Annotated in this window: 17 protein-coding genes and 1 pseudogene; 7 read left to right on the top strand and 11 right to left on the bottom strand. The window is 62.7% G+C overall.

From position 1 onward, the window contains the following. Window positions 1-406 precede the first annotated feature (406 nt). The 4 genes from WFR25_RS26290 to WFR25_RS26275 are packed head-to-tail and all read left to right on the top strand — an operon-like array spanning window position 407 to window position 5,865. Window positions 407-3,097 (top strand): HAD-IC family P-type ATPase, encoded by a 2,691-nt coding sequence (locus WFR25_RS26290; RefSeq protein ID WP_336975267.1) that lies wholly within the window; start codon window positions 407-409, stop codon window positions 3,095-3,097. Between the two features lie 11 nt (window positions 3,098-3,108). Continuing rightward, window positions 3,109-4,008, top strand: a complete 900-nt coding sequence (locus WFR25_RS26285; protein ID WP_336975266.1) for a universal stress protein — start codon at window positions 3,109-3,111, stop codon at window positions 4,006-4,008. A gap of 6 nt (window positions 4,009-4,014) precedes the next feature. Continuing rightward, entirely contained in the window at window positions 4,015-4,983 is a 969-nt protein-coding gene (locus WFR25_RS26280; protein WP_336975265.1) for a calcium/sodium antiporter, read from the top strand. 54 nt (window positions 4,984-5,037) lie between these two features. Next, window positions 5,038-5,865 (top strand): universal stress protein, encoded by an 828-nt coding sequence (locus WFR25_RS26275; RefSeq protein ID WP_336975264.1) that lies wholly within the window; start codon window positions 5,038-5,040, stop codon window positions 5,863-5,865. Window positions 5,866-6,069: 204 nt separating this feature from the next. Here the strand turns inward: WFR25_RS26275 and WFR25_RS26270 are convergent, their stop codons facing one another. After that, window positions 6,070-6,312 carry an HP1242/YdcH family protein gene (locus WFR25_RS26270; RefSeq protein ID WP_336975263.1) on the bottom strand — a complete coding sequence of 81 codons (243 nt, stop codon included), beginning with the start codon at window positions 6,310-6,312 and terminating at the stop codon, window positions 6,070-6,072. Between the two features lie 172 nt (window positions 6,313-6,484). After that, window positions 6,485-6,871, bottom strand: a complete 387-nt coding sequence (locus WFR25_RS26265; protein ID WP_336975262.1) for a TSUP family transporter — start codon at window positions 6,869-6,871, stop codon at window positions 6,485-6,487. Window positions 6,872-6,876: 5 nt separating this feature from the next. Here WFR25_RS26265 and WFR25_RS26260 point away from each other — a divergent pair. Beyond that, window positions 6,877-7,146 (top strand): annotated as a pseudogene (locus WFR25_RS26260) (hypothetical protein); the annotation flags it as partial. Here the strand turns inward: WFR25_RS26260 and WFR25_RS26255 are convergent. The 4 genes from WFR25_RS26255 to WFR25_RS26240 all read right to left on the bottom strand — a co-directional run bounded on the left by WFR25_RS26255 (window position 7,137) and on the right by WFR25_RS26240 (window position 12,874). Beyond that, window positions 7,137-9,608, bottom strand: coding sequence for a cation-translocating P-type ATPase (locus tag WFR25_RS26255; protein ID WP_336975261.1), 2,472 nt, complete (start codon window positions 9,606-9,608; stop codon window positions 7,137-7,139). The pseudogene WFR25_RS26260 and the gene WFR25_RS26255 overlap by 10 nt on opposite strands. After that, window positions 9,605-10,051, bottom strand: coding sequence for a universal stress protein (locus tag WFR25_RS26250; RefSeq protein WP_336975260.1), 447 nt, complete (start codon window positions 10,049-10,051; stop codon window positions 9,605-9,607). Before WFR25_RS26250 ends, WFR25_RS26255 begins: the two co-directional genes overlap by 4 nt. A 514-nt stretch (window positions 10,052-10,565) precedes the next feature. Beyond that, window positions 10,566-11,114, bottom strand: a complete 549-nt coding sequence (locus WFR25_RS26245; protein ID WP_336975259.1) for a cytochrome b — start codon at window positions 11,112-11,114, stop codon at window positions 10,566-10,568. Between the two features lie 116 nt (window positions 11,115-11,230). Then, window positions 11,231-12,874, bottom strand: a complete 1,644-nt coding sequence (locus WFR25_RS26240) for an MBL fold metallo-hydrolase (RefSeq protein ID WP_336975258.1) — start codon at window positions 12,872-12,874, stop codon at window positions 11,231-11,233. Window positions 12,875-13,045: 171 nt separating this feature from the next. On the opposite strand from WFR25_RS26240, the gene WFR25_RS26235 reads away from it, so the two are divergent. Continuing rightward, complete coding sequence (locus tag WFR25_RS26235; RefSeq protein WP_336975257.1) at window positions 13,046-13,978, top strand: 1-phosphofructokinase family hexose kinase; 933 nt, start codon at window positions 13,046-13,048, stop codon at window positions 13,976-13,978. 285 nt (window positions 13,979-14,263) lie between these two features. On the opposite strand, the gene WFR25_RS26230 is transcribed toward WFR25_RS26235, so the two are convergent. After that, window positions 14,264-14,812 carry a DUF488 domain-containing protein gene (locus WFR25_RS26230; protein ID WP_336975256.1) on the bottom strand — a complete coding sequence of 183 codons (549 nt, stop codon included), beginning with the start codon at window positions 14,810-14,812 and terminating at the stop codon, window positions 14,264-14,266. Then, the gene (locus WFR25_RS26225) at window positions 14,812-15,021 is read right to left on the bottom strand and encodes a hypervirulence associated TUDOR domain-containing protein (RefSeq protein ID WP_336975255.1); all 210 of its coding nucleotides are present in this window, start codon (window positions 15,019-15,021) and stop codon (window positions 14,812-14,814) included. The genes WFR25_RS26230 and WFR25_RS26225 overlap by 1 nt, the downstream gene beginning before the upstream one ends. A 167-nt stretch (window positions 15,022-15,188) precedes the next feature. Between WFR25_RS26225 and WFR25_RS26220 the strand changes: the two genes are divergently transcribed. Further along, window positions 15,189-15,524 (top strand): cupin domain-containing protein, encoded by a 336-nt coding sequence (locus WFR25_RS26220; RefSeq protein ID WP_336975254.1) that lies wholly within the window; start codon window positions 15,189-15,191, stop codon window positions 15,522-15,524. On the opposite strand, the gene WFR25_RS26215 is transcribed toward WFR25_RS26220, so the two are convergent. From WFR25_RS26215 to WFR25_RS26205, 3 genes are all read right to left on the bottom strand, one after another. Continuing rightward, window positions 15,525-16,721 carry an NnrS family protein gene (locus WFR25_RS26215; protein WP_336975253.1) on the bottom strand — a complete coding sequence of 399 codons (1,197 nt, stop codon included), beginning with the start codon at window positions 16,719-16,721 and terminating at the stop codon, window positions 15,525-15,527. Window positions 16,722-16,757: 36 nt separating this feature from the next. After that, window positions 16,758-17,774: a site-specific integrase gene (locus WFR25_RS26210; RefSeq protein WP_336975252.1), complete on the bottom strand. Its 1,017-nt coding sequence runs from the start codon at window positions 17,772-17,774 to the stop codon at window positions 16,758-16,760. Window positions 17,775-17,776: 2 nt separating this feature from the next. Next, window positions 17,777-18,056: type II toxin-antitoxin system VapC family toxin (locus WFR25_RS26205; RefSeq protein ID WP_336975251.1), on the bottom strand; the 280-nt coding region annotated here is incomplete at its 5' end.

Here is an 18,056-nt window from a genome sequence, read left to right as displayed (position 1 = left end):
GGATCGCGGAGTAGGGCGCAGGTGACCATGCGCCTGCAAGCGGAGCGGTGCCATAAGGTGGTTCATGAGGCGTTGCAAAGCACCTTGCTCACTGGGGCCGACATACATTCGCCCATTCTAAATCCCAACCTATCGGCTGCAGGCAGCGGCGTCTCTACGGATATAACCGGATTGCGGCCCACCCGGGAATTCCAGCTAGTTGGCCACAATTATCGATCAAACCGGAGGACGTCGGAGCGCAGCGGGGTCCGGCCCGTTTCCATGTGCCCGACTCCCATGGTCCGGACCTATCTGAAGGAGGCTGAGAGTGGATAGATTCAGACGGATGGATCTCACCAGAGATGGCAGAAATCCGCCGTATTCGCGGTGCATTCACGGGACTCATCCGTTGCGTTCTGACCACTAGATGTCGGCGCCCATCGATTTGGAAGAAGTGCGCTGGCATGCGTTACCGAGCAACGAGATCGCCACGGTACTTGGCATCGACCTCACAGGCCTTTCGGGGCAGGAGGTCAATCGTCAGGCGAACCGGTTCGGGCCGAATGTGCTTCCGAGGACCGCGCGCCGCAATCCGCTGCTGCGTTTTCTGGCACAGTTCAATAACACGTTGATCTATGTCCTGCTCGTCGGCGCGCTTGCCGCCGCGCTGCTCGACCACATCGTTGATGGTGCCGTCATCGTTGCCGTCGTGATCGTGAACGCGGTCATCGGATATATCCAGGAAGGAAAGGCCGAACAGGCGCTGGAAGCGATCCAGCAGCTGATCGCGCCGAAGGCGAGCGTCGTCCGCGACGGGGTGCGGCAAACCATCGCGGTCTCCGAGATCGTGCCCGGCGACCTCGTGCTGATTGAGGCCGGCGACCGCGTCCCGGCCGATCTCAGGCTTCTCCACGCCCGACGGCTGCTTATCGACGAAGCGCTCCTCACCGGCGAATCCGTAGCCGCCGAGAAGCATGAAGCGGCGCTCCCCGACGAGACCGAGCTTGCCGACCGGCAGAACATGGCTTTCTCCGGCACCCTGGTCGCGGCAGGCCAGGCGAACGGAATTGCGGTCGCAACGGGTTTGCATACGCAGATCGGTCGGATCAGCTCCCTGATCCAGTCCGTCGAGCAGACTGCGACGCCGCTGCTGAAGCAGATCGACGATTTCGCCCGCCGCTTCACCTGGTTCGTTCTCGCCGGTGGTCTGGCCCTGTTCGCCTTCGCCGTGCTCGCGCGAAACTACGACTGGATCGACGCGCTGATTGCCGTGGTGGCGCTTGCCGTGGGGATCGTGCCGGAAGGGCTGCCGGCGGTCATCACCATCACGCTCGCGATCGGCGTGCGGCGCATGGCGGTCCGCAATGCCGTCATTCGCAAGCTTCCGGCGGTGGAAACCCTCGGCGCGACGTCGGTGATATGCACCGACAAGACCGGCACGCTCACCCGCAACGAAATGACAGCACGCCGGATCGTCACGGGGCGGCATACCATGATCGCGAGCGGATCCGGCTATGTCCCCGAGGGCCATATCCAGATCGTCGGACCCGGCGACCAGACCGAGGCGATGGCGAGTTCGATGCCGCTGATCCGCTGCGGATTGCTGTGCAACGATGCATCGCTGCGCAAGGTCGGCGAGGAATGGCGTGTCGAGGGTGACCCGATTGAGGGCGCGCTCTTCGCGCTGGCGATCAAGGCGGCCGTCGATCCGGAACGCGAGCGCACGGAATGGGAGCGGATCGACGAGATTCCCTTCGACGCCGCGCATCGGTTCATGGCGACGCTGTGCCGTGGGCCTGACGGGGCGATGGTCCTCTTCGTCAAGGGCGCGCCCGAGGCCATTTTCGCGATGACCTCGCCCGACGACATCGGCTATTGGGAAAGCGCCATCACCGAAGCCGGAAGCGAGGGCGAACGTGTCCTCGCGTTCGCGGCGAAGACCATGCCGACGGATGCAGAGCGCATCTCGTTCGACGACGTCATGGCCGGCGTCCAGCTACTCGGCCTTGTCGGCTTCATCGATCCGCCCCGGCTCGAAGCGAAGGAGGCCATCGCCGAGTGCCGATCCGCTGGCATCGCCGTCAAGATGATCACCGGCGATCATGCTGTGACGGCGCTGGCAATCGCGCGCCAACTGGACCTTGCGGACGATCCGCAGGTGTTGACCGGCCTCGATCTCGATAAGCTCTCCGACGAGGAACTCGAACAGGCCGTCGGACGCGTCGCCGTGTTCGCGCGGACCAGTCCGGAGCACAAGCTGCGCATCGTTCGCGCCCTGCAGGCGCAGGGCAAGATCGTCGCCATGACGGGCGACGGCGTGAACGATGCCCCCTCGCTCAAGCAGGCCGATGTGGGTGTGGCGATGGGTATCAAGGGCACCGAAGCATCCAAGGAAGCCGCCTCGATGGTGCTCCTCGACGACAATTTCGCATCGATCGTCAGCGCCGTGTGCGAGGGCCGAACAGTCCATGACAACATCCGGAAGGTCATTTCCTGGGAAATTCCCACCAATGGCGGTGAGACGCTGGCGGTCGTTCTGGCGATCCTGCTGGGCTTTGCCCTGCCCATGACGGCCACCCAGATCCTCTGGGTCAACCTCATCCTCGCCGCCACGCTGGGCCTCGTGCTCGCCTTCGAGCCAACCGAACCAGGGGTGATGCAGCGGCAGCCACGGGAGCGGGGCGCCCCGCTGCTTTCGCCGTTCCTCCTTTGGCGCGTGGTGCTGGTGTCCGTGCTGTTCGCCGCGGTCACTCTCGGAATCTTCTTCTACACCCTCGACCAGGGCCGGGGTCTGGAGGTCGCGCGCACGATGGTCGTCAACATGTTCATCGTTGCGGAAATCTTCTACCTCTTCAACGTCCGCTATCTGCACATGACGTCGCTGACGTGGCGCGGTGCCTTGGGAACCCCAGCCATCCTGATCGCGATAACCATCCTGGTCCTTGGCCAGGCGCTCTTCACCTACGCCCCGTTCATGAACGCGATCTTTAACTCGCGACCGCTCACCATGGCCGACCTCGCGCTGCTTGTGCTTGCCGGCGGCGGCCTCATGCTCCTGCTCGAGGTCGAGAAGCACGTCATGCGGCGCTTGGGCTGGTTCAAGGAACTCAACGACTAGGAGGACAAAACATGACCCAGGGCACTTTCCCTAAGCGTATCGCGCTTGCCACCGACCTCAGTCATCGCTGCGATCGCGCGCTCGACCGCGCCTTGCTCGTGACCAAGGCGTGGCAAGCCGAACTCACGGTCATCCACGCACTCGCGCCGCCCGAGGATGTCACCCTGTTCGGCAGCCTGCGCGACATGCCCTCTTGGCGCCGCCCGCCCGACCCGGTGCGAAAGGCCCGCGACCGGATCTGTCGGGATCTGGTTCGCGAGGATCCGAGCGTCGACATCGCCGTCCATGTCGAAACGGGTTCGCCCGCACCTGTTGTCCTGGAGGCGGCCCGAAAATCCCATGCCGAACTGATCGTGACCGGTGTTGCCCGCGACGAGCTACTGGCGCGTATGTTCCTTGGCGACACCGTCGACCGGCTGATCCGCAAGTCAACCGTTCCGGTCCTCATCGTTCGCGACCGCGCGTTCGAGCCCTATCACCACATGCTCGTCGCAACGGATTTTTCGGAGTCCTCCCGCGTTGCGCTTGAGACGGCCGTCAAGTTCTTCCCAAGCGCGGGCATCTCGCTCTTCCACGCTTATGATGTGCCCTTTGCGGGCTATCTCGGCCGCGCTGAGGTCGAAAAGCAGTTCGATGACTACGGCAAGGATGCAGCCGACAAGTTCCTGGCCGAAGCCGGCCTCGCGCCTGACGCCGCGCGCAAGGTCGGCCGCATGATCGAACATGGGGTGCCCGAAAGACTATTGCAGGATTATGCCGAGAATTCGCGGCGCCATCTCACTGTGGTGGGGACCCATGGCGGCGGCATGGTCTATGAAGCCCTGATCGGAAGCACGGCGCGCAAGATCATCGATGCCGTGCCCGGCGACGTCCTCCTCGTACCCGATCCCGCCAAACGCAAAGCAGACTAACACCCGATGTCACTTGCGATTGTCTGGATTTGTGTCGGGCTTACGGCGTTGATCGCCGGTGCCGAACTGCTCGTAAGAGGCGGCGCGGCACTAGCAGCGCGCCTTGGCATTTCACCCTTGCTGATCGGTCTCACCGTGGTCGCGCTCGGGACGAGCACGCCTGAGCTGGCCGTCGGCATCGACGCGGCCATTCAGGGGAACGGTTCTCTGGCCGTAGGAAACATTGCCGGCACCAACACCGTCAACATCCTGCTTATCCTCGGCCTGAGCGCCGCGCTGCGCCCGCTGGCTATCCAGATGCAGACCCTGCGTCTGGAACTCCCCGTTATTGTCATTGCCTCGGCCACGCTGCTCGCCTTTGCATGGGACGGCGTGCTTTCGCGGTTGGAAGGCCTGCTGCTGGTCACGATGGGCGCGGCTTTCACACTGGCTGTCATTCGCGTCGCCCGGCGTGAGAGCGCCAAGGTCAAGCTTGAGTTCGCCCGCGAATTCGGGTCTCGACGCCTCGCTAACCGCCAAGCCATCACCGAACTGCTGATGCTCGCCATTGGGCTCATCGTGATCGTTGTCGGCGCCGACTGGCTGGTGGATGGCGCAATCGCCCTTGCCCGCCTTTGGAAGGTATCTGACGCCTTCATCGGTTTGACGATCGTCGCCATCGGCACCTCGGCGCCAGAGCTCGTGACCACCATCATTTCTACCTTTCGGGGCGAGCGCGACATCGCGATCGGCAACCTCATCGGCAGCAGCGTATACAATATCCTCGTCATCCTTGGTGTGACCTGCCTGGTTTCGGCAAACGGGGTCGATGTCGGCCGCCATCTCATTCGCATCGACATTCCCGTCATGCTCGGTGTGGCACTCCTCTGTATCCCGGTTTTCGTCAGCCGGCGTGAGATTTCGCGGGTCGAGGGTGGTCTCTTCGTCACCGCGTACGCGGTCTATCTCAGCTACCTGATCATTCAACGAACCTGACAAACGCCGCTCTCCGCGAGCGGGAATCTTGATCAACCCAGAAAGGAGAAAACCATGCTGAAAGACCTGGTCGCAATCGTCGACAATGGAGAGGCGGCCCGCGGCTTCATCAAGCACGCCACAGGCTTCGCCGCCGCGCAAGACGCGCACCTCGCAATATCCCTGATGATGGATATCTTTGACAACGCCGCGGTGCTGCCACCGTTTGACTATTATCCGATTATCCTGGATCGCATCGACGGCGAGGAGAAGCGGCGCACCGAAGCTGTGAAGGCCGCCGTGGAAGGCGCGTCGATTCCGGTCGAGATACGTCCTGTCGCCGATGCCCTTGCTTATCTCGGCGGCGCTTCACGCGTCGAAGGGCGCTATGCAGATCTCCTGCTGATCGGCGGCGCATCGGCCTTCGAAAACCAGAAGCTGCGCCGGCGAAGCCTGGAGGCCGCCGTCACCGGATCCGGTGGGCCTGTTCTTGTCCTACCCGACAATGCAAAGCTCGAGCGCGTGGTTCGCGCCGTTCTGGGATGGGACGCATCCAGCGAGGCGCGCAGGACCGCCCGTGACCTGATCGATGTTGCAGATCCGGGTGCCGTCATCGACGTCGTTTGCGTGGATCCAGAACCCACAGCGGAAGGCCACGGCCCCGCGCCAGGCTCCGATATTGCGCGTCATCTCGCTCGTCATGGCTTCAAGGTTGATGTTCATGTCATCAGCTCGTCAGGGAAGCGGGTCTCGGCGGCGCTACAGACCGTCGCGCACGATACAGGTGCGGATTTGCTGGCTATTGGCGCCTTCGCCCATTCGCGGGTGCGTGATATCCTCCTCGGCGGCGTTACGCGTGACCTCATCGATGACGTTACGCTGCCGGTTTTGATGTCGCGCTAAAGGGCAGGGGGCTATCGGGCCGCCAACCAAACGAGCGGCCGCACACCATGCAGTGGCCGTTTCCCAGGCCAGGGAGAGAGACGCTTTTTGCAGATTAGCGGGACGGCCACCAGCGTCCGTCCCGCTAATCTCTTTGAGGTGTCTGTTAGCCGCTGCCCCGGTTCTGCGAAGGCTGGACGCATTGGATCCAGCCCTGAATGCCGATCAGGCGCTCTGCGCAAGTGTTTCCGCGATCCGATCCTTGATCGTCATTCGCCGCTTGCGCAATTCCGTCTCGCGGTCCTGTGCGGTCGGCCGGACGTTGGTCTCGGCCAGGTGAATCTCGTCATTCACCTCATCATATTGGGCCAATAGTTGCGCAAAGCCGGGATCAGAGACCTTCAAGGCGTGGATCTTGTCCATCTTATTTGGAAATTCGTCGCCCAATGTATGCGGGGTGTTGGACATGTCTTACTCCGTTGGTGTCTACGTTGCCGGTGATAGAAGACGCGCCAGCGTGCGCCCATAAGTAGGTTCCCCTAGTCGGGCGCGGCTAGCTCTTTGGCGCTCTTGTCAGGATCATTCATCAGAGTTCTCCCATTGTCGTTACAATCGAGATCAACCTCGGCTCGCGGGGGCGTCATGCCGCTCCGGCTGCTACATAAATACCGATGGTGATGACCAGAACGGCGAAAGCCCGCTCGAACAGCGTCTTGTGAGCGGCGAGCAGCTGGCCGAGCCGGATTCCCATCATTGCTCCACCGCTGCCGCCCGCGATGAGGAGGGCCGTGAGCGGCCAGTCGACGTGACCGGACAGCGCGTAGGATGTGGCCGTGGTCAGCCCGAGCGCGGTGACCACGATAAGCGAGGTGCCGACCGCATAGGTAAACGGCATGGCCGTTGCCGCGATGAGTGCGGGCACGATCAGGAAGCCGCCACCGATGCCGAAAAAACCGGCCGCAAGCCCGACGCTCAGCCCCATCGGCACGAGACGGGGGAGAAGCACCCCCGCCGTATCGCGTGACAAGCGCACGCCTGAGCGTTCATGTCCACGATGGTGTGAGCGAAGACGATTTCGTCGCCATGCGAGAGGCTCGTGACGCGACGCTGGCTGCGCCAATGCTCTTGCTGCTGTCTATCCAGGTGAGCATTCGGGCCGTGCGCTTTGCGGCGGCAGAGACAAACGGCGCACATTACCTCAAATTTCCGCTGAAGATGAGAAGCGCTGAGACGGCGTCAGCGCCGAGAAGCCCTGAAGGATGCTTGACGAAGGACGCGATTGTCCAGCTCTTTCAGGGTTGAGAAGGTGAGGACCGCCGAAAGGGGTGCGAACCAATAGCCGTGAAAATGAGTGCGCCTAGTGCTGGTATAGCGCCAGCCCCAGCAGCAACGACCCAATGCTCGAGTGGCAATGGGTGTAAGTGGGCAATGCGCGCGACGGAGCCAAACTGGATAAAGATGAGGCTGCTTGCGACGGCTACAGCGGCGAGGAAGTTCGGGATCCTGTATCGTATACCCGTGAGCGACAGGAGGAGCACCGCCAACCCGTTGACCAAGCTGACGAACGCCATGGAGCGAGCATGATCCGGACCCGAGCCATTCTCGATGGCCAGCATAAAGACAGCCAGTACCGCGCCGGCGATGCCCGTGCCTGTCGCCCCTAGCACCGCCCATTCGATCCCTGTGAAGAAGTCTCGGTTCTCCTGGCGCTTCGAGTGGCCCCTTCCATCAGCGCGTTGCTGGAACCCCAGGATTGCCGCCGGATGGATCAGAAGTTCGAGCCAAACGATATGCACCGGCAAGTAGAGCAGCGGGTAACCGAGCAAGGGTACCAAAGCTGCCGTTGCTACGAGCGGGAGATGGATCATGAGCAGAAATGCGAAGCTCCGTCGTAGGTTTTGAAAGAGTTGCCGGCCCTCGGCGATAGCGGTGACGACGGTTCCAAAATTGTCATCCATGAGCACGATCGCGCTGACTTCGCGGGCTGTGCGCGTGCCTCGTAGACCCATTGCTATGCCGACATCTGCGGCACGAAGGGCCGGCGCATCGTTCACGCCATCGCCCGTCACTGCGACTACTCTGCCAGTACCGCGAAGGGCTTCAACCAGAAGCACCTTTTGCGCAGGGGTGGCTCTCGCGACGACAGCAAGATCGCGAAGCGCGTCGTCGCTCATCCCGTGCAGGGTCGAGGAAAGATCATCACCTAGAATCGCCACGGGAGCCTCGGCAATGCCCGCCTCGCGAGCTATTGCTAAAGCCGTCTCGGGGTGATCGCCGGTTACCATTACGGTCTGGATTCCTGCCGCTCTTGCTTGATTCACTGCTTCGCGAACACCGGGACGAATTGGGTCTGTCACCGAGATCAGACCTGCCAGCTTGAACCCGGCCACGGGCTCGTCGGATGTCGCGGCCGCGACATCCTGCCATGCACAGGCGATCACCTTTTCGCCTCGGCCGGAAGAGGTGCTGGCTACCTGCTGCCAGTGCTTCAGGTCCGCCCCGCTCAGATTGCACAGGGCCAGAATCGTTTCCGGGGCCCCTTTCACCGCCACGACAACCGCGCCTGTATCCCGGCGCCAGCTAGCGGTTTCCCTTCTCCGGCCTTCAGTGAAGGGGAACACTGCCAAACGCTGCCATGACGACGAAATGGGTGTCGCCGCCGACAGTATGGCGATGTCCAGAGGGTCGCTTGAGTCTTGCCGGGAGGCGAGCGCGGCGACGCTCATCAACCACTCCTGCGGCACACCGGGACAGGGCACCCCCTCGCGATAGGTAAGCTTTCCTTCGGTGATGGTTCCCGTCTTGTCTGTGCAGATGACTGACACCCGGCCGATGTTTTCGACCGCGGTTCCGCGCCGGACCAAGGCTTTCGCGCGCGCCAGCCGATAGACCCCGACACCGAGGAAGAAGGTCAGCACGACCGGGAATTCCTCGGGGACGGCGGCGACTGCGAGAATCGCTGCGCTAAGGAAGGCATCGACCAGGCCAAAACCCTGCCAAAGTCGGACTGCAGCCAGAAGCAGGCATATGAAAGCCGCAAATGCCAAGAGGCGCTTCACAAGCGCCGCGACCGATTGCTGGAGTGGAGTGCGTTCGGAAGAGCCGCTCACCGCCGCCTCGACGATCTCACCATAAATGGTCTCCGCCCCGGTGAAGATCAGGCGGATCTCGGCGGAGCCGGTCAGAAGCCGAGTGCCAGCGAACACCCATGCTTCCTCTTCGGGGACAGCTAGTTGCCGTATGGGGCGCTTCAGGACCGGATAGGCTTCGCCTGTCAGTGAGGATTCCTCCGCCTGAAGTGAGGTCCCCGACACAATGATGCCATCTGCGGGAAAGGATTCTCCAGCGGTAATACGCACGAGATCGCCGGGTACCAGTTCCTCCGCTTCAACCTGTCGTTCCGCTCCTTCTCGGATGACTCTCGCGGTCGTCGTCAACGCGCTGCGCAGGCCCTCGATCGATGCCTGCGTGCGGCGATGGAGGTAGAGGTCCATTCCGACCAGCGGAGCGATGGCGCCAAGCAGCACCGCCATGTCGGTGTATTGGCCGATCAACCCGAAGATCGCGCTTGTTACCACAAGGAACCAGATCATGGGGTCCCCGAAGGTTTCCTTCGCCAGCCTCGCCGCCGAACTCGGCGGATGTTCGGCTATGACGTTCGTTCCGTACTGCGTTCCCAGCGCAGCGGCTTCAGCCTCGGAAAGGCCTTGTTCCGGGGCCTTCATGAGCAAGGCAATTCGATTCTCAGGGACAACGCGCTTCATCCGCCGAGATCCTGATTAGGCTTTGTCACTTCTGCACGACGAGGACTGAGCAAGGCGCGTGGCTGACCGCATGCGCCGCGTTCCCCCCTTATAACGTAATCGCGAAGACCCGGCCAATGAGCGGCTAGAACGATGAGATCGGCGTCGGCCCTGCCGGCGAGCTCCAAGATTGCCGGGCCGATGCGGCCGCCGCCAACCATTACGTCGTGAGGCTCATGACCACATCCATCGGCCAGGCTGCACAAACGAACGCGAGCAATTTCGATCCTTACCCGATAGCTTGCAGGCGACCATTGGTCGGCCATAGCTTCCCAGTTGGTGATCACGATTCCCAGCGTAAGACGGGGTCCGCCCGCGCGCGCCAGGGAGAGGGCTGCCGGTATAGCTTGTGACCAGAATGTCGGATCATCGAGATCGATCGCCATCAGGATGCTCTTAAACATCGCTTCCCCGTGCCAAGTTGCGGATCGAAAACAGGCACCTGTTCTACCCGCTGGAGCGGAAGTGATCATTAGGGGAAATACCTGACGTACGGCAAAGCACCTAAGCACTACCGTCGAGCAGGCTAGGCAACAGGCTATGACAACAACGTTCGCTCCGCGCCAGATAGCAAGGATGAGGGTCTGGGACCTGCGGGAACGACTGTTCCACTGGCTGTTGGTAATCGCGATCTCTCCCGCCTTCCTCTCCTCAAAGGCCGGGCACGCCTCAGTTCACGATAGCTTGTTGGCAGTGCGCAGACGTTGGCTTGCCTATTTGACTGGCTCGGCGCGCTGGACCTCTTCAAATGCGCATTGTTGCGGTAGGTTTGCCCAGCACTGGGCGAACAGTTCTGGATGCTCTTGGGACGAACGCGCCCCGAGCGCCGTTAACCAGGACGTTGGTACCTGGCAGACATTCCTGTTGGCACGGATGCCTGCGTAAGTTCCGACCCGCTCTGGACCGGGCCCGCCAGCCTCACCGCCGGTTCGGCAACATTCGCCGCAACGTATCGTCCTTGACAACATAATGATGGTAAAGAGCCGCAAGAGCATGCAGGCCGATTAAAAAATAGCCAATCGAGCCTACCGTCTCGTGCAAGTCCTTTACCTGCCCTGCCAAAGCCTTGCTCTGCCCCACCAGAGCGGGGAGTTCCAGCCCGAAGAACGGAATTGCTTTGCCGGACGCACTCAGGATCACCCAGCCTGCGATGGGCATCGTCAGCATGAACGCATAGAGTGCAAAATGCGTTATATTGGCCAGCAGCACCTGCCAGACCGGTGGCTCCGGCGTGATAGGCGGCTTGCTCTTGATGACGCGCGCTATGATGCGAGCGATAACCAAGGCCAAGACAGCCAGCCCGAGCATGAAATGCCAGGATTTCAGCCCTTCGCGTATGTCAGTCCCTTTGGGATAGTTTTCGCGCAGCAGTATGGTCGCATAGACAGCTGAAATCAGCAGAACCATCATCCAGTGGAGAGTGATCGACAGCGAGGAAAAGCGCTGACGGACATCGTTGGAATTCATTGCGGGCCTCATGATTTTGATCGATCTTGGCAACGAAAGACACAGAATGCATTGTTTTTGATCAATCCTCCCCAAGCGCGTACCGGCTGCCCCGATTGCAGCGCCGCCGGGAATTTCTAGCCGTTCCGAGCCTTCCGCTTGTCGCGATGGCTTTGATAGGAGCGGAGAACCTCCGACATCCGCGCGAGCGCTTCGCGCCGCGCAGAGGCGCTCTGCATTCCCTGGAGTTCCTTCTTCAGGCGGATCGAGAAATCCGCGTAGTCATTCTGCCAGTCCCGTCCGACCGCGCCCTGCAACTCGGTGTTTCCTGTCTTGAGACGCCGCGCCGGCGCGCGCGCGGGAAGCGAATAGGTTTCGCCCAGCTGCGGCGCGATGATCGATGTCGCCGCCTCATCCGCCTGCATCAGCCGTCGGAAGGTTTCGATAGATCCGGATTCGCCGTGGCTCAGGAAAAGGCTGCCCTCGATCGGCTGCCGCGCCTTGATCCATAGCTGAAGATCCTGCTGGTCGGCATGCGCCGAGTAGGTGTCGATCCGGCGGATCTGGGCTCGGACGGCAACGTCCTGCCCCCAGATCCGCACGCGGTTGACACCATCGAGAATTGTCCGTCCCAGCGACCCGGCCGCCTGGAATCCGACGAACAATATCGTCGATTCCCGCCGTCCCAGGTTATGCCGCAGGTGGTGGCGGATGCGCCCGGCCTCGCACATTCCCGAAGCCGCCATGATGATTGCGCCGGACAGGCTGTTCAACCGCATCGATTCCATGCTGTTCAGGACATAGTGGAAGGACGGATGGTGGAAGATCTCGCCCGAGCCCATGTCCTCGAGCTCGCTGGCATGCTTCGCGAACACCTCGGTCGCCCGCGTCGCAAGGGGAGAGTCGATGAACACCTGCGGATGCGCCAGGCGCCCGGTATTGATGAGCGTGGCGATGTCGAGAAGCAGCTCCTGCGTCCGCTCCAGGGCGAATACCGGGATGACGAGATTGCCGCCGCGCGTCAGCGCAGCCTTGATCTCGGCTTCCAGGAGCGTGCGCCGCTGCTCGAGCGTCAGGTCCTCTCGGACCCGGTCGCCGTAAGTGCTTTCGCAAATCACATGATCGAGCCCTGATGGCCCCTCGGGATCGGCGTGGAAGGCCTTGTGATCGGGGCCAAGATCGCCTGAAAAGAGCAGGCGCGTTTCGCCTACTTGCAGCTCGACGGAGGTTGAGCCGAGGATGTGGCCAGCATTCCACAACCGGGCCGTGAACCCCCGCGCGGGCTGGAACCACTGGTTCATCGCGATCGTCTCGATCTGATCATAGGCTGCTTTGGAATCGGCCTCGGTGTAGATCGGCTCGATCGGATCCTCGTCCTTGCGGTCTTTGCGGCGGTTCCGGCGTTCCGCTTCGCTCTCCTGGATGCGTCCAGCATCAGGCAGCATGTGGTAGAGAAGATCGCGCGTTTGCGTCGTCGCGTAGATCGGCCCCCGAAAGCCCTCGGCGACGAGTTTTGGCAGCAGACCGCTGTGGTCGATATGCGCATGCGTGAGGACGACCGCAGCGACCTTGTGCGCATCGAACGAAAAAGGCTCGCGATTGAGCGTTTCGAGTGTTCGGGGTCCCTGGAACAGGCCGCAGTCGATGAGGATCGTACGGTCTTCAAATTCCAGTTCCATGCACGACCCCGTGACTGTCCCCGCGGCGCCGTGGAAGGTGATCTTGGGCTCGTTACTCGTCACTGCGCATGCTCCGGCCTGTTGGTCCTGTTTCGTTGACATCCTTAGTCGCGCCCAGCGCCTCTGCTATGAGAGATTATCCTTAGTGGGCGCGCAGGACTGCTTTCGCGCGAAGGTGAACGGATGCGCTCTCCATGTCGGTCAGGCAGGGGCCTGACCGACATGGGGAAATTGCGGATAGACCGACGGGCCGCTGCACCCTTCAATAGCTGCATGATGAGCATCGCCACCCTGACGCTGAACCCGACGATCGACGTCGCCTATGAAGTCGATCATGTCTTCCACACGCGCAAGATGCGGACCAAGTCTGAATTTTACGAGCCGGGCGGCGGAGGCATCAACGTCGCCCGTGTCTTCGTCCGGCTCGGCGGTAATGCCCGGAGCTACTATCTCTCTGGCGGCGCGACCGGCCATGCGCTGGACGGCCTCCTCGACCTCCACCAACTCGTGCGCAATCGCATTCCGATCAAGGGCCATACCCGGGTCGCGGCCGCGGTGCTCGAACGCGAAAGCGGAAAGGAGTATCGGTTCGTTCCTCCGGGGCCCTTCATCGAACCGGGCGAATGGCAGCAATGTCTCAAGCAGCTGGAAGACGCCCAGTGCGACTATATGGTTGCGAGCGGCTCGCTTCCGCCCGGTGTCCCCGACGATTTCTATGGCCGCCTCGTCGCTCTGATGGCCCGGCGTAACATTCCGGTTGTCCTCGATAGCTCAGGCCCGGGACTGCGGGGCGGCCTTGCCGAAGGCGGCGTCTTTCTGGTCAAGCCCAGCATCGGTGAATTGCGGCAGTTGACCGGGCGTGATCTCCTGGACCAGGACTCCGTGGCCGGTGCGGCCATGGAAATCGTCGACAAAGGGCAGGCCGCGCATGTTGCGGTAACGATGGGGCACGAAGGCGCGCTCCTCGCGTCAGCGGGCCGGCAACTGCACCTTCCCGCGGTCGGCATCGAAGCCAAGAGCGCCGTCGGCGCGGGCGACAGCTTTCTGTCAGCCATGGTTTTCGCCATTTCGCTCGGATGGGACATCAGCGATGCCTTCCGCTTCGGTATCGCCGCCGGCGCAGCCGCGGTGATGAGCCCGGGCCATGATCTCGCCAGACCCGACGACATCCGTCAGCTATACGAGCGCGTGGCCCAGATCCCCTAGGCTCCGCCTCAAGCAGCGGCCGGCCGGCTACGTTCTGCGGATCAAGGGCGAAGGTGCGGTAGAAGGACGCGCTGGCGCGGCAGTGGAGCCGAGGATGGCCGCGCCAGCTTGTGCACGACGTCCGGATGGGTGGTTCGATTCACGATCATGCTGCTTTCGGCGAAACCGGGGAGCTTGCGGGGGTGAACGCCGGGTCCGGGCGACGACGACTAGGCTGCCCCTCGGACCGAGAGCATGAGGCCGTAACTGCACCATAGCATGGTGGTTCGTGCGGAAACCCGGCGTCTATTCGCGAAGCTCCGCGCCGCGAGGATAGATCACCTTCCCCGGTTCGGTTCGTTGGGCGCCCGGCGTAGGCTTGGCCGGTTCTACCCGGCCCGGCCCCATGAGGTGATCGACGGCGTGACCGTTCAAAAGGAGATAGTCCGCAATGATGCGCCGGTGGCATCGCCACCAGACCGCTTCCGAGCACATCAATGCCAGCCGCCGTTCGCTGCCTAATCGAACGAGCGTGTCGAGGGCGTCGCCGAATGTCTCCCCCAAGGCATAATCGGCATAATTGTGGAAGCTCTGCACCCGCCACAAGGCGTTGAGCCGTTCATCCGCTCCGGATTGCTTCGGGCGACGGCCGCCCAATTCCGGGCAGTGCCGGTAGCCGATCTGGACCTTCGCCAGATTCGCCGGCAGGCGGTCGATATTGAAGACGGGATTGCTGCGCGATTTCGGAAAGGATCGCACGTCAACCAGCAGCCCGACCTGCGCCTCACGCAGCATATCAAGGAACTCTTCGAGGCTGCGGTTCGAATGGCCGATAGTCGTGAAAGGGGCCGCCATCAGTCGATCTTTTTCAGTGCGTCTTCCTTGTGCGCCGCGATGTGGTCGGTTTTGTCGCTGGCGATCTCATATTGCGGCGCCTCCTCCGAGGCGTGATGCCGATGGCCTTTATAATCGAAATCCCGTTCATGCACCTTGATGATCCTGCCGCTCACCCGTTCGGCCTCGGAATTCCAGCTTACATGGTCGCCCTTGGAATATTTCGCCATAGTCTCCTCGTTCGCCAGAGTAACGAGCGCTTTGGCGTATCCGTTCCAGGCCCCGAGTGCTTACAGTGCGTGCAGGCGTCTTCAGTATTCAGTGTCGCCGGTGACTTCCACGTCGTTCGCGCGTTGCCGGATATGATGGCATAAGAATATCTTGAAGGGATCTGATAATGGCGCTCCAGCATGCAAAGCCCGGCGAAGTGATTCATCTTCCATCACTGGCGCCAGAACGAGGCGCCAGCGGGACGGCCGCGCTGGTCAAATCGGATCGGTTCGAGGCCATTCACCTCGTCGTTCCCGCAGGATCGACCATACCGCCACATCATGTTTCCGGTTATCTGACGCTGCATTGCCTGGAAGGCCGGGTCACGCTGGGTCCATCGGATATCGAACTTGGCGCTGGGGATTGGATCTATCTGGAGCGCGGCGATCAGCATTCCGTTCAGGGCGTCGAAGATGCGCGGCTGCTGCTCACGATCTTGTTCGACACGCGGCCGGCGCAGTGATCAGGCTTGGCCCTTGGCGGGGCGTCGCAACGCCATCCGACCATATACCAGCACGAACAACAGGAATGCGCCGCCCCATAGGCCGCCGGCCAGACGAACGCTCAGCATATAGTCGAACGGCAGCAGTGGAGCGGCGACCCGCAGCAGCGCCCCCAGATTGACCAGCACATAGATGGCGACCGTCGCCCCATCCGCTTCTAGTGGGCGGCCGGTATGACCACGCGTCGCCCGCGTCATGACCGCCAGTGTCATCGTCGCCATCGCGCCGGCGCCCAGCGCGTGCATCGCGCTCGATACGGGTACGATCGGCCATAGGGCGGCGGCGCCGAGCAGCAGCAAACCCGCCGGTAGCCAAGCGTAGGCGACGTGCAGGACGAACACCAACGGGTCCGCCGCCGCGCACAGCCCGGCCCAACGGGTCAACCGCACGGCATGCAATGCGCCGGCGACAAGCAGCAGCCAGGCCACCGGATGCGCCGCGAGTGCGAATACCCAGCCGGCCAGCGCGATCGCCGTGATCGCAAGCACCGCGTGATCGAATCGGTTGGCCATCGTCGGCAACCCATCGGTGTGGCCCTGCCGGGTCAGCCAGTTGCGGGTGAAGGCCGGGATGATCCGCCCGCCGATGATCGCGATCAGCATGAGGACCAGCGCGAAACCGGCCCGTATGCCGATAGCCGGGTCAGTCGTCAGCCCCATCGCCGCGGCATGATCCAGCCCGCAGGCGGCGGCGAACAGCAGCAGGACGATCAGGATCGGCTTGTTGCGGTTGCCGGCCGCGAAGATCTGCCACGCCGCATAGCCGAGCAGCGCCAGCAGAAAACCGACGTCGAGCACGGCGCCGACGAGCGGCGGCACATAGGCGGAGAACAGCACCGCCAGCCGGGCGGCGGCCCACAGGCCGACGAACGCCGCCACCGGCCACCCCGTCACCACCGGCCGCCCGGTCCAGTTGGGGATTGCCGCGCTCAGGAACCCGGCGATGACCGCGCCGAGATACCCGAACAGCATCTCATGCTGGTGCCAGACGAGGGGTTCCATCGCGGTCGGCAGGGTCCACGCCCCGTCCAAGGCACCGACCCAAAGCGCCACGACGACCAGCGCCCAGAGCGCTCCGCCGGTGAAAAGCAGCCGGAAGCTGCCCTGGAGGGCGGTCGGCGTTTCGGCGACGCGATCCCGTTCGGCGTTCTCAGTCATGCGTGTCACCGTCCATCTCAATATGGCCAAGACCCTCTATAGAAACTTCGCGCCCGCATGGTCGCGGAACATCTCGAAATCGCGCACATAATCCGACAGCACCTGCACCGACTTATGCCGGCTGACATCGCGCATCTTGAAGATGCTCGCGCCCTGTCGCGCTGCTTCGGTAAGAAAGCCCGACCGCAACGAATGGCCGGCATAATCGGTGGGATCAAACCCGGCCGCCGCCGCGCAGCGTTGCACCAGACGCGCGACCGCGCGGTCCGACATGGGATTGGCGGTCAGCCCCCCACTGCGGGTGAGGCGCCGGAAGAGCGGCCCGTCCTCGAAGCTGATGCGCGGGTCATTGAAACGGTGCGCCGCCTCCAGCGCGGCGTTCGTCCACGCCAGCAGCAGCGCCTTGGGCCGGATACGCCGGCCTTCGGGGATCGCGATGGTCGCGCCTTCGCCCGCCTGATCGGTTTTCGAATGGCCGATCAGCAGACGCAGGCCCTCGGCGGTGAGTTCGACGTGGTTGGTCTGCAGCGCGACCAGTTCGGACCGCCGCAGCGCCGCGGCCATGCCGATCGCGAGCACCGCGCGGTCCCGGGTCGCGCGCAGATCATCGCCCTCGATGGTCCGGAGCATGTCGCGCAGCATGTCGGCGTCCGCCGGGCGCTTGCGGTCCGGACGCTCGTGCTTTTTCTCGTTGCGAATGCCTTCCAGCACCAGCTTGATCGCCGCGCCGCCCGTCCGTTCCTGCGGTGGATCGAACCCGGCCTGGCGGTGATGATAGCCGATGGCGGCAAGCCTGCGGCCGATGGTCGGCTTCTTCAGACCGCTGTCGGCCTGCGACGACAGGAAAATCGCGACCGCCGCAGGGGTGGCGGGCAGGCTCTCGATGCCTCGCTCGTCGCACCAAAGCGTGAAAATTTCCCAGTCCGAAGCGTAGGCCCGCCGGGTCGCCGGCGACCTTGAGGCCTTGGCATATTCGGCCGCGCGCGCGACTTCCGCTTGCAGCATGTCCGGCAACGCGCCTTGCTCCAACGGGATGGGGAGGTTGTTGGCCATGATCAGCGCGCGAGTTCGATGCGGATGCCGATATCGAGAGCGTCCCAGGCGCGGTCGGTGGTCAGCGCGGTGGCTCCTAGCGACTGCGCCAGGGCGAGGCACGCCCGGTCACCGAGCGACAGACCCGCGTGACGTGTGGTACCACGCAGCTTGCCGGCGAGGATCGCACACACTTCGTCAAAAGGACGCACATCAAGGTCGAGCAGCGAGAGGGCTTCGTCAATCTCGGCGTCGGTGAAACCGCGGTCCTGGAGCTTGGTCACGACCTCGGCCAGGTTAAGG

This window comes from Sphingobium aromaticiconvertens, from assembly GCF_037154075.1.
GTDB classification, from domain to species: Bacteria; Pseudomonadota; Alphaproteobacteria; order Sphingomonadales; family Sphingomonadaceae; genus Sphingobium; species Sphingobium aromaticiconvertens.
This window is presented reverse-complemented; position numbering and strand designations above follow the sequence as displayed.

Excerpts from the sequence above, each read along its gene's own strand:
- WFR25_RS26220 (WP_336975254.1), top strand. The coding sequence starts at position 15,189 with ATGGCGCTCCAGCATGCAAAGCCCGGCGAAGTGATTCATCTTCCATCA.
- WFR25_RS26285 (WP_336975266.1), top strand. The coding sequence starts at position 3,109 with ATGACCCAGGGCACTTTCCCTAAGCGTATCGCGCTTGCCACCGACCTC.
- WFR25_RS26215 (WP_336975253.1), bottom strand. The coding sequence starts at position 16,721 with ATGACTGAGAACGCCGAACGGGATCGCGTCGCCGAAACGCCGACCGCC.
- WFR25_RS26235 (WP_336975257.1), top strand. The coding sequence starts at position 13,046 with ATGATGAGCATCGCCACCCTGACGCTGAACCCGACGATCGACGTCGCC.
- WFR25_RS26270 (WP_336975263.1), bottom strand. The coding sequence starts at position 6,312 with ATGTCCAACACCCCGCATACATTGGGCGACGAATTTCCAAATAAGATG.
- WFR25_RS26240 (WP_336975258.1), bottom strand. The coding sequence starts at position 12,874 with ATGTCAACGAAACAGGACCAACAGGCCGGAGCATGCGCAGTGACGAGT.
- WFR25_RS26210 (WP_336975252.1), bottom strand. The coding sequence starts at position 17,774 with ATGGCCAACAACCTCCCCATCCCGTTGGAGCAAGGCGCGTTGCCGGAC.
- WFR25_RS26250 (WP_336975260.1), bottom strand. The coding sequence starts at position 10,051 with ATGTTTAAGAGCATCCTGATGGCGATCGATCTCGATGATCCGACATTC.
- WFR25_RS26280 (WP_336975265.1), top strand. The coding sequence starts at position 4,015 with ATGTCACTTGCGATTGTCTGGATTTGTGTCGGGCTTACGGCGTTGATC.
- WFR25_RS26245 (WP_336975259.1), bottom strand. The coding sequence starts at position 11,114 with ATGAATTCCAACGATGTCCGTCAGCGCTTTTCCTCGCTGTCGATCACT.
- WFR25_RS26290 (WP_336975267.1), top strand. The coding sequence starts at position 407 with ATGTCGGCGCCCATCGATTTGGAAGAAGTGCGCTGGCATGCGTTACCG.
- WFR25_RS26255 (WP_336975261.1), bottom strand. The coding sequence starts at position 9,608 with ATGAAGCGCGTTGTCCCTGAGAATCGAATTGCCTTGCTCATGAAGGCC.
- WFR25_RS26225 (WP_336975255.1), bottom strand. The coding sequence starts at position 15,021 with ATGGCGAAATATTCCAAGGGCGACCATGTAAGCTGGAATTCCGAGGCC.
- WFR25_RS26275 (WP_336975264.1), top strand. The coding sequence starts at position 5,038 with ATGCTGAAAGACCTGGTCGCAATCGTCGACAATGGAGAGGCGGCCCGC.
- WFR25_RS26230 (WP_336975256.1), bottom strand. The coding sequence starts at position 14,812 with ATGGCGGCCCCTTTCACGACTATCGGCCATTCGAACCGCAGCCTCGAA.